Source organism: Curtobacterium sp. LFS084 (assembly GCF_047977705.1).
Taxonomy (GTDB): Bacteria; Actinomycetota; Actinomycetes; order Actinomycetales; family Microbacteriaceae; genus Curtobacterium.
The window spans coordinates 1-10,211 of record NZ_JBFPFM010000063.1 but is presented as its reverse complement, the minus strand read 5'-3'; the positions used below and the strand labels follow the sequence as shown (position 1 = coordinate 10,211).

The 10,211-nt window shown below is 71.1% G+C and carries 6 protein-coding genes; all 6 read right to left on the bottom strand.

The window, feature by feature from the left end; all coding sequences use genetic code 11:
* Positions 1-269 precede the first annotated feature (269 nt).
* Positions 270-1,688 carry a UDP-glucose dehydrogenase family protein gene (locus tag ACNQOV_RS17725; RefSeq protein WP_416396203.1) on the bottom strand — a complete coding sequence of 473 codons (1,419 nt, stop codon included), beginning with the start codon at positions 1,686-1,688 and terminating at the stop codon, positions 270-272.
* Positions 1,685-3,268, bottom strand: a complete 1,584-nt coding sequence (locus tag ACNQOV_RS17720) for a glycosyl hydrolase (RefSeq protein WP_416396201.1) — start codon at positions 3,266-3,268, stop codon at positions 1,685-1,687. Before ACNQOV_RS17720 ends, ACNQOV_RS17725 begins: the two co-directional genes overlap by 4 nt.
* Complete coding sequence (locus ACNQOV_RS17715; protein WP_416396199.1) at positions 3,261-4,868, bottom strand: glycosyltransferase family 2 protein; 1,608 nt, start codon at positions 4,866-4,868, stop codon at positions 3,261-3,263. Before ACNQOV_RS17715 ends, ACNQOV_RS17720 begins: the two co-directional genes overlap by 8 nt.
* Positions 4,869-5,372: 504 nt before the next feature.
* The gene (locus ACNQOV_RS17710; protein ID WP_402262462.1) at positions 5,373-8,345 is read right to left on the bottom strand and encodes a bifunctional [glutamine synthetase] adenylyltransferase/[glutamine synthetase]-adenylyl-L-tyrosine phosphorylase; all 2,973 of its coding nucleotides are present in this window, start codon (positions 8,343-8,345) and stop codon (positions 5,373-5,375) included.
* Between the two features lie 22 nt (positions 8,346-8,367).
* Positions 8,368-9,705 carry a type I glutamate--ammonia ligase gene (glnA, locus tag ACNQOV_RS17705; RefSeq protein ID WP_402262460.1) on the bottom strand — a complete coding sequence of 446 codons (1,338 nt, stop codon included), beginning with the start codon at positions 9,703-9,705 and terminating at the stop codon, positions 8,368-8,370.
* 45 nt (positions 9,706-9,750) lie between these two features.
* Entirely contained in the window at positions 9,751-9,930 is a 180-nt protein-coding gene (locus ACNQOV_RS17700; protein ID WP_022906735.1) for an SPOR domain-containing protein, read from the bottom strand.
* Positions 9,931-10,211 lie beyond the last annotated feature (281 nt).

Genomic DNA, 10,211 nt, shown 5'->3' with positions numbered 1-10,211 from the left:
GTGCCGGCCCGCCGGACCGGCACCGCGCCTCCAGGCGGCTCGCCCGGTACGTTCCTTCCCACAGCACCCGCGATGCCGGACAGGATCGGGCGTACCTGGTCGGAAAGAACCGCCAGGTACGCCCGATTCCACTAGGTACGCCGATCCGACCGGGTACGCCCGATCCCACCAGGTACGCCAGGGACCGTCGGCCCCCGGGACACCGGCGCCGGGCGCACGGGAACGGGGCCCGTGCCGCCCCGGCACGGACCCCGCTTCGCGTCCGACGACTACCGCGCGGTGGCCACCGCGTCGTTCGTCCCCGCGGCGACGCTCACGGGTGCACCCGTGACCGGAGTGGGCCGTCCCAGGGAACGGACGGTCCAACCCGCCTTGACCCAGTCGGCGACCGGGAGGCAGTTGCGGGCGTCGATCACCGTGCGACGCCCGACGATCGAGCCGAGCTCGGCCGGGTCGGCGGCGATGACCTCGTCCCACTCGGTGAGGATGAGCACGACGTCCGCGTCCTCGATCGCACCGGTCATCGACGACGAGTACGTGAGCGTCGGGAAGGAGCGGCGGGCGGTCTCCATCGCCTCCGGGTCCCAGAGCGTCACCTGGGCGCCGCGGAGGTGCAGCGCGGCGGCGACGTTGAGCGCCGGCGAGTCCCGGACGTCGTCGGTGAGGGGCTTGAAGGCGGCCCCGACGACGGCGACCCGGCGGTTCAGCACGGAGCCGCCGAGGGCGTCGATCGTCATGTCGATGACGCGCTCGCGCTGGCCCATGTTGATCTCGTCGACCTGCTGCATGAGGCCCACGACGCGACCGGCACCGAGTTCGTTCGCGCGGTGCATGAGCGCGCGGATGTCCTTCGGCAGGCAGCCGCCACCGAAGCCGAGGCCGGCGTTCAGGAACTTCCGGCCGATGCGGGCGTCGTGCCCGAGGGCGTCCGCCAGGGTCGAGACGTCCGCGCCGGTGATCGCGCACATCTCCGAGATCGCGTTGATGAACGAGATCTTCGTGGCGAGGAAGGCGTTGGCGCTGACCTTGACGAGCTCCGCCGTGGCGAGGTCGGTCGTGATGACCGGGGTGCCCTCGGCGATGGGTGCCGCGTAGACCTCGCGGATGACGGCGTCGGCCGCGGCCGAGGCACCGCCCCAGACCAGCCGGTCCGGGTGCAGGGTGTCGTCGACGGCCTTGCCCTCGCGGAGGAACTCGGGGTTCCAGATGAGCTCGGCGTCGATCCCGGACGGCGTGAACTCGCGGACGATCCCGCGGAGCCGCTCGGCGGTGCCGACCGGGACCGTGGACTTGCCGACGATCAGGCCGGGGTGCGTCAGGTGCTCGGCGACGCCGCGCGTTGCGTTCTCGACGTAGGTCAGGTTGGCGGCGTGCGACCCGGCGCGCTGCGGGGTCCCGACGCACACGAAGTGGACGTCGGCCGCGGCGACCGCCTCGGGCAGGGAGGCCGTGAACCGGAGCTTGCCGCTGGCGACGTGCTTCGTGATGAGCTCCGGCAAGCCGGGCTCGTAGAAGGGGACCTCGCCGGCCGACAGGGCCGCGAGCTTCGCCGGGTCGACGTCCACGCCGATGGTCTCGAAGCCCATCTCGGCCATGGCGGCCGCGTGGGTGGCGCCGAGGTAGCCGGTGCCGATGACGCTGATGACGGGGGCGGGACGGGAGTCCGCGGTCTTCTTCTGAGCGGTCATTGCTTGACCTCCTGCAGGTCGTAGTCGATGTCGGTGCGCTTGATGCCGTCGGCGAAGGCCTGGAGGCTGTCCGATCGGGAGTCGAGGCGCCAGTCGTTGGTCGTGCGGGTGCCGTCGACGATGGTCGTCGCGGTCTCGCTGAAGTACGCGAAGCCGATGACGTCGTCGTTCGCGGGGTCCGCGAGGGCGTCGAAGAGCGAGGTGATCCAGCGCGACTTCTGCGAGTCGGACACGCTGCCACCGGTCTCGGTCGCGCCGATCTCGTTGAGCACGATGTTCTTGTCGGGTGCGACCTGCCGGATCTGGGCGAGCGTGGCCCCGAACGTGTTCTCGAACGTCGGCTGCTCGGAGGCGTCACGGTAGTAGCCGCTCATGCCGACCCAGTCCACGTACTCGGCACCCGGGTAGTAGTTCTGCAGGTACTCGAGCGTCTGGTACTTCGTGTTGCCGAGCTTGTCGATGCGGGACGGCGACCAGTCCCAGATCGCGTACTGGTTCGCGCCGTTGTCCTGGAACACCTGCCAGACGTGCTTCCACATCGCGGTGTACGAGCCGGCGGCGTTCTGCTGCTTCGACGATTCGGACCAGTTGTACCACTGGCCGTTCATCTCGTGGTCGAAGCGGATGACGAGCGGCATGCCGTTCGCCTTGAGCGCCTGCGCGTACTGCGTGAGGTAGGCGTCGAACTTGCCCGAGATGATGTCCTCGTTCGTGTACCCGGGGACGTAGGGCTGGTCGTTGCCGGTCTTTGCCGGCACGGACTCCCACGTCATCATCGGCAGGCGTCCGTTCGCCCACGAGCGCTGGACCGCGTTGGCGTTGAAGTCCTGGTCGAAGCCCTGGAAGAAGCCGACCATGTTCGTGGCCTTGCCGACCTCCTTCGAGACCTGGTCGTACTCGGACCAGTTGAAGGGTGACTGCGCCGTGTAGAGGCCGTACCAGCGGGACTGCTGGCCGAGGATCTCCGCCTTGGTGGGCGTGCTGATCGGCGTCGTCGTCGGGTCGGTCGAGGGGCCGGGGTTCGGGTTCGTCACGCCGCCCGAGCCGGAGCCGGAGCCGGAACCGGAGCCCGACCCGCCGGATCCGGAGCCGCCGGACCCGGACCCACCCGAGCCGCCGGACCCGGAGGAACCGGAGCCCGACCCGGAGCCACCGGAACCGGTGGACCCCGAACCGGACCCGCCGGAGGCGGAGTCCGACCCGGACCCGGAGCCCGCCGCCTTCGCCGAACCGAGGTCGGACTGGAGCGACGCGATCTGCGCCTTGAGCGAGGCGATCTGGTCGGCACGCGACCCGGCCTGCGCCGTCGACGAGTCGAGCTTGCCCTCGAGCGCCCAGATCTTCTCCTGCGCTGCCGTGAGCTGCTGCTGGAGCTCCGCGGCCGAGATCTTCTTCTTCGGCGGCGTCACCCCGAGCGCCTGGTGGACCGCGGTCGACACCGAGCCGGCCGGGGAGACCCAGACGTTCCAGGTGATGAGGCCGAGGACGAGGACGATGGCGGTGGTGCCGACCGCGGTGAGCCGTGCGTGCTTGCTGGACTGGGCCCACCAGGCACCTGAGGAGCGGATGAGGTCAGACAATGAGGAAGGCCTCCAGGGCGAAGATCGCGAAGCCGATCAGGTACGGGATCGCGGCGTACGGGTTGTACCGGCGGACCTTCGTCGGCCGGGCGGCGCGCGCGGCAGCCGGTGCGGCGACACCCTCGCGGTCCCGGCGGGTGGCGAGGACCGTCGCGGTGGAGTTGGTCGTCGCGTCGGCACCCGGGTCGAACCCGGTCCGACGGGCGCTGGCCCCGGCGCCGAAGATCTCGTCGAACGCCCGGTCGGCCGCTGCCTGGTCGTCGGTGTACCGCGCCGCGTCGACCGGGCTGACCGGCGTCTGCGTGGCGATGGCCTGCGGCTGCACGGCGTCAGCCGGGTCCTCCTCCATCGGGCCACCGGCGTAGGCGCCGGCGCGGGTCCCCCAGCCGGACGCGTGCGCCAGGCGGAAGAAGCCGATGAGCCGGATCGGCATGAGGAAGAACGTCGAGACGATGATGAACATCGGCAGCCGGAAGAAGTCGCTCGGCTTCTCGGCGAGGTGCCGCATCTGCCGGATCGCCATGCTGAGCACCGACGAGACGACCATGAGCGCGGCCACGTAGACGAACCCGGTCGAGAAGCCGTACTGCTGCAGGATCCCCTGGTACAGGTTCTCGCCCTGCCCGGTGAACGCGCGGTAGATCCAGCCGGCGATCACGCCGAAGAGCATGAACGGCAGGATGATGTCGGTCAGGAAGAACACCGCGAGGATCGGCGCGTGGCCGAGCATCCACGGGAGCATCCGGAGCGTGTTGTACTGCGATCCACGGGCCCAGCGGAGCTGCTGCTTGAAGAGCTTCTTCACCTGGAGCGGGGCGTCCGTGTAGACCAGCGACGTGTACTGGTAGACGGTCCGGTACCCCTCCTTGAGCGTGAGGTTCGTCAGGGTCCGGTCGTCCGACACCTCGAGGAAGACGCCCATGAACTTCTCGTGCATGAAGCGGTCCATGACCCGCACGAGGATGTCGCGGCGGAAGGCGATCGTGCGCCCGGGCAGGCAGCCGATCTGGCCGAGCACGCTCTGCGCGGGCATCGAGTAGAGCGCGCGGGAGTTCTCCAGCCAGTCCGCCCAGCGGGTGATCCAGCTGCGGGTCGGCTCGAGGATGCGCTGCCGGGTCGTGACGCCGCCGACGGACGCGTCCGCGAACGGCTTGAGCAGCTCGGGGAGCGTGCCCGGCGTCCAGACGGTGTCGGAGTCGACGAGGATCGTGATGTCGCCGTTCGACATCTCGGTCCCGACCTTGACGGCGTTGCGCTTGCCCGGGATGGGCGTGTGGGTCCAGCGGACGAGCGGGGCGAACTCGTCGCAGACCATCTCGAGGGCCTCGTTCTTCGCGCCGTTGATGACGACGATGATCTCGCCGGGACCCTGCTCGACCATGCGGCCGATGACGTCCCGGAAGAGGTCGAGCGGTTCGTCCACGACGGGGACGACGACGCTGGTGGTACCGGTGTAGGTGCCGGTGAAGGGGCGGTAGCGGGCGGACAGGACGACCTTGAGCAACCAGAGCAACCAGATCACCGCGGAGTACACGGCGAACAGGTAGAACTCGGGATGCCCTTCGACCATCTGCCTGATCTGCAGAATGAAGGTGAACATCGATCCCTGCTTCAACGTTCGAGGTGGAGATTCCGCTTCATCGGGGAATCAGGGTCGGTTCGGGTGACCCCATTGATGCAGAACCGTGACCGCACGCGCAACGCGGCCCCCGTCCGGGGGCGTTACGAGCGTGTTACGGGGTACACGTCGGTCCCCCTCGCGGTGGGAAGATCCTGTCCGCACTGGTGCTGACAGCACTCCGGTGGACCGGAAGCGGTGCCGGATGGCCGTCACGAGCACGAGCAGGTTCCGGGAGGCGCGGCGCACCACCGCAGGAAAGCCCCGTTCAGAGCATGGTCGCCGGGCGCGTCACCGCGTGGCTCCGGCACGCCTCCCCGACACCCGACGGCGAACGATCACGACGAGGTAACGACGGGCGGCCACCTGTGCCCCGGGGTACACGGAGATGTCGAACGGGGGACGCTGCGCGTTACGGGGAATTCACTTCCGAGGACGTGTCAACTCACTGCGAAACACGTCGCCCCGGGCGTGTCGCGACCGGGGTCAGGCGCCGTAGAACTCGCGCTCGAAGACCTGACGGGCCCGACGGGTGATCCCGAGGTAGTCGTCCTCGAGCTCCGACGCCGACCCCGGCGGGTACTCCATGAGCCGGGCGATGCCCTCGAGCTGCACACGGTCGACGGGCAGCACGTCGGTCGTCTTGCCCGACCAGAGGACGAGCGCGCTCCGGGTCCGCGACGCGAACCGCCACGCTGCCCCGAGCCGCTCGGCGTCCTCGGGTGCCACGAGCCCGGCGTCGCGTGCGGCGTCGAGGGCCTCGAGCGTCGAGGTCGTCCGGAGGCCGGGGATCGTCAGCGCGTGCTGGAGCTGCAGGAGCTGGACGAACCACTCCACGTCGCTCAGTGAACCGCGTCCGAGCTTGAGGTGGCGTGCCGGGTCCGCACCGCGCGGGAGCCGCTCGGACTCGACGCGGGCCTTGATGCGTCGGACCTCGCGGACCTGCTGGTCGTCGATGCGGTCCGGGTACCGCGTCCGGTCGGCCAGGTGCTCGAAGTCACGGAGGAGCTGCGCGTCCCCCACCGCACCCCGAGCTCTGAGCAGCGCCTGCGCCTCCCACGTGAGCGACCAGCGGGCGTAGTAGGCGCCGTAGGAGTCGAGCGTGCGGACCACGGGACCGTTCTTGCCCTCTGGACGCAGGTCGATGTCGAGGTCGAGCGGGTGGATGGCGTCATCGGTGAGCCGCCCGAGTTCCCGCACGATGGTCTGCGCCGCCCGCGAGGCCTGCTCCGAGGGGACGTCCTCGGGCGCGCGGTAGACGTAGAGCACGTCGGCGTCGGAACCGAACCCGAGCTCGCGCCCGCCGTACCGTCCCATCGCGATGACGCCGAACTCGAGCCCGGCCGGGGCGTCCCGCCGTGCCAGCACGAGGGCGCCGGCGAGGGTGGACTCGGTGACGTCGCTGAGCGCGGGCCCGAGGGCGTCCACGTCGAGGTGCCCGAGCACCGCCGCCATGCCGAGACGGAGGGTCTCACGACGGCGGGCGGACCGCACCAGTGCCGCGGCGCCGTCGACGTCGTCGCCGTGCCGGGCGGTCGTCGCGCTGACCTCGGCGAGCAGCGACTCGACCGGGCGGGGCCGCAGTAGCGTCTCGGGTTCGTCGAGCCAGGCGACGGCCTCGGGGAAGCGCTCGAGCAGACCGGACAGGAAGGCCGACTCGGACAGCACCGTCGTGAGCGAGTGCGCCGCACCGGACGAGTCGCGGAGCATGCGGAGGAACCAGCTCGACTCCCCCAGGGTGTCGCTCAGCCGGCGGAAGGCCAGGAGCGCCCGGTCGGGTGCCGGCCCCTCGGCCATCCACCGCAGGAGCACGGGCAGGAGGTTGCGCTGGATCGCGGCGCGACGGCTCGTCCCCTGGGTCAGCGCGCGGATGTGGCTGAGCGCGCCCGCCGGGTCCGCGAAGCCGATCGCGCCGAGGCGGTCGACGGCCTGGTCGCTCGTCAGCACGATGTCGCCGTCGCTCGCGGCCACCGCCGACAGCAGCGGTCGGTAGAACAGGCGCTCGTGGAGTCCGCGGACCTCGAGCTTCACGGCCCGCCACCGGGTCTCGAGCGCCGATGCCGACCGGGCGAGGCCGCTCGAGCGCGCCAGGACGCGGAGCTCCTCCTCGTCGGAGGGCATCAGGTGGGTGCGCTGCAGACGGCGCAGCTGGATACGGTGCTCGAGCAGGCGGAGCAGGGCGTAGTCCGGGCCGAACCGCGCGGCCTCGGGGCGACCGACGTAGCCCGCGGCGGTGAGGGCGTCCATCGCCTCGAGCGTGGACCGGACCCGCACGGTCTCGTCGTCGCGGCCGTGCACGAGTTGGAGGAGCTGCACGGTGAACTCGACGTCGCGGAGCCCGCCGGGGCCGAGCTTGAGCTGCCGGTCGACCTCGTCGTCGGGGATGTTGTCCGTCACCCGCTGGCGCATGCGCTGCACGGACTCGACGAACCCCGGGCGCTGCGCGGACGTCCACACGAACCCGGCGACCGCCTGGGCGTAGCGCTCCCCCAGGTCGACGGAGCCGGCGATCGGCCGCGCCTTCAACAGGGCCTGGAACTCCCACTCCTTCGCCCACCGCTCGTAGTACGCCACGTGCGAGTCGAGGGTCCGGACGAGCGCGCCGTCCTTGCCCTCCGGACGGAGGTTCGCGTCGACCTCCCAGAGCGCCGGCTCGGCCGCGAGGTCGGTGATCGCGTGGGTCGCCGCGATGGCCAGCCGGGTCGCGATGAGCACGGCCCGGTCGGTGCCGACGCCGGTGTCGGCCTCGTCGTCACGGGTCGGCTCGGTCACGAAGATGACGTCGACGTCGCTGACGTAGTTCAGCTCGCGCGCCCCGGCCTTGCCCATCGCGATGACGGCGAGCGGCGTCGCGGCGACGTCGGCCGCCGGGAACGGGACCTCGCGCCGGGCGACGTCCACCGCGGCCTCGAGGGCGGCGCCCGCGAGGTCGGCGAGCCCGGCCGCGACCGCGGGGAACGCCTCGGTCGGCGCGGCGTTCAGGACGTCGAAGAGGGCGATCTGGGCGAGGTGCCGGCGGTAGCGCACGCGCAGCCGGAGCCGCGCGTCCTCACCGGTGGCGCCGTCGATCGCCGCGAGCAGCGACGCGGTGTAGGCCTCCTGCGACCACGGCGCCGTCACCGGGGCGAGCAGCAGGTCGATCTCGGCCGGACGCCGGTGCAGGAACTCGCCGAGCCCGACCGACGCGCCGAGCAGCCGGACGAGGCGCTCGGCCGCGGCCTCGTCCGCGAGGACGGGGCGCAGTTCGTCCGGCGCGCGCTCGAGCAGCCGCTCGAGTGCACGGAGCGCGCCGTCCGGATCGGCGGTGGACTCCCAGAGGGCCGGGGCGGCGCTCACCGGCACCGGCAGGTCGGGGCCGAACCGCGCCTCCAGGTCGGCGATGCGTTCGAGGCTCTCCGACAGCTCCGCGAAGCCCAACCGGGCCAACTCGGAACGCGACGTCGTCGTCCGACCGGTCATCTGGTGCGCGCTCCCGGTGCCGTCAGAGCGCGCCGAGGTTGGTGTCGAGCTCGAACGGCGTGACCTGGTCGCGGTAGGCCTTCCACTCCTGCCGCTTGTTCAGCAGCACGAAGTTGAAGACCTGCTCGCCGAGCGTCTCGGCCACGAGCTCCGAGTCCTCCATGAGGCTCAGGGCGTGGTCGAGGCTCGCCGGGAGCTGGCTGTACCCGAGCGCGCGCCGCTCGGAGTCGGACAGGCTCCAGACGTTGTCCTCGGCCTCGGGCGGGAGCTCGTAGCCCTCGTCGATGCCCTTGAGCCCGGCGGCGAGCAGCAGCGAGTACGCCAGGTACGGGTTCGCCGCCGAGTCGATGCCGCGGTACTCGATGCGGGCGGACTGGCCCTTGTTCGGCTTGTACAGCGGGACGCGCACGAGCGCCGAGCGGTTGTTGTGGCCCCAGGTCACGAACGACGGGGCCTCGTCACCGCCCCAGAGTCGCTTGTACGAGTTCACGAACTGGTTCGTGACCGCGGTGATCTCGGGAGCGTGCTTGAGGACACCGGCGATGAAGTGCTTCGCCGTGTCGGACAGCTGGTACTGGCCGCCCGCCTCGTAGAACGCGTTCTGGTCGCCCTCGAACAGCGACACGTGCGTGTGCATGCCCGAGCCCGGCTGCCCGGAGAGCGGCTTCGGCATGAAGGTGGCGTAGACGCCCTGCTCGATCGCGACCTCCTTCACGACCGTGCGGAAGGTCATGATGTTGTCGGCCATCGTCAGCGCGTCGGCGTAGCGGAGGTCGATCTCGTTCTGCCCGGGGCCGGCCTCGTGGTGGGAGAACTCCACCGAGATGCCGAGGTCCTCGAGCATCCGGACCGACCGGCGACGGAAGTCGTGCGCGCTGCCCCCGGGGACGTTGTCGAAGTAGCCGGCGCGGTCGACGGGCTGGGGGCCGCCGTCCTTCCAGTCGCGGCTCTTCAGCAGGTAGAACTCGATTTCGGGGTGCGTGTAGAACGTGAAGCCGCGCTCGCTCGCCTTCGCCAGCGTGCGCTTCAGCACGTTGCGCGGGTCGGCGACGGCGGGCTGCCCGTCCGGCGTCGTGATGTCGCAGAACATCCGCGCGGTCGGGTCGATCTCGCCGCGCCACGGGAGGATCTGGAACGTCGACGGGTCCGGGTGCGCCAGGACGTCCGCCTCGTAGGAGCGGGTGAGGCCCTCGATCGCGGACCCGTCGAACCCGATGCCCTCGGCGAAGGCGCCCTCGACCTCGGCCGGGGCGATCGCGACCGACTTGAGGGTCCCGATGACGTCCGTGAACCAGAGTCGGATGAACTTGATGCCCCGCTCCTCGATGGTGCGGAGCACGAAGTCCGTCTGCTTGTCCATTGACGCCCTTTCCGTGGTGCAGCTGGTCCAGCTGGGAGTCTCAGCCTATTGGTCTTCGTCGTCCCAACGCTCGTTGTTCGCCTTGATGCGGTCCAGGGCGTGTTGCGCCTCCTCACGCGTGTCGAACGGGCCGATGCGGTCGCGCTGCGGCGACTGCGGGCCCTGCTCGACGGCGTGCGTCTTCTCGTTGAACCACCACTGGGACTCGATGCGTTCGTCACTCATGCCGCCACCGTACCCACGGGGCGCGTGCGTGGCCCGGGCGCGCCGGGTGCGCCCGGGTGCGCCGCGCGCGCCGGGTGCGCCGCGCGTGGTCGGCGGGGTGCCGAGTCTCGGCTCGGCGGACAGTTTCGCGGCGCCGGAGCGCGAGTTCCGTCCGCAGGCCCGAGTCTCGGGGCGCGCCCCGCGCGCAGGGTGAGGGCCTGGAGGCGGGGGGGGGGGGCGGCCGGGCGGCCCCCCCCCCCCCCCCCGGCGCGGGGGGCGCCCCCCCCCCGGGCCCCCCCGCG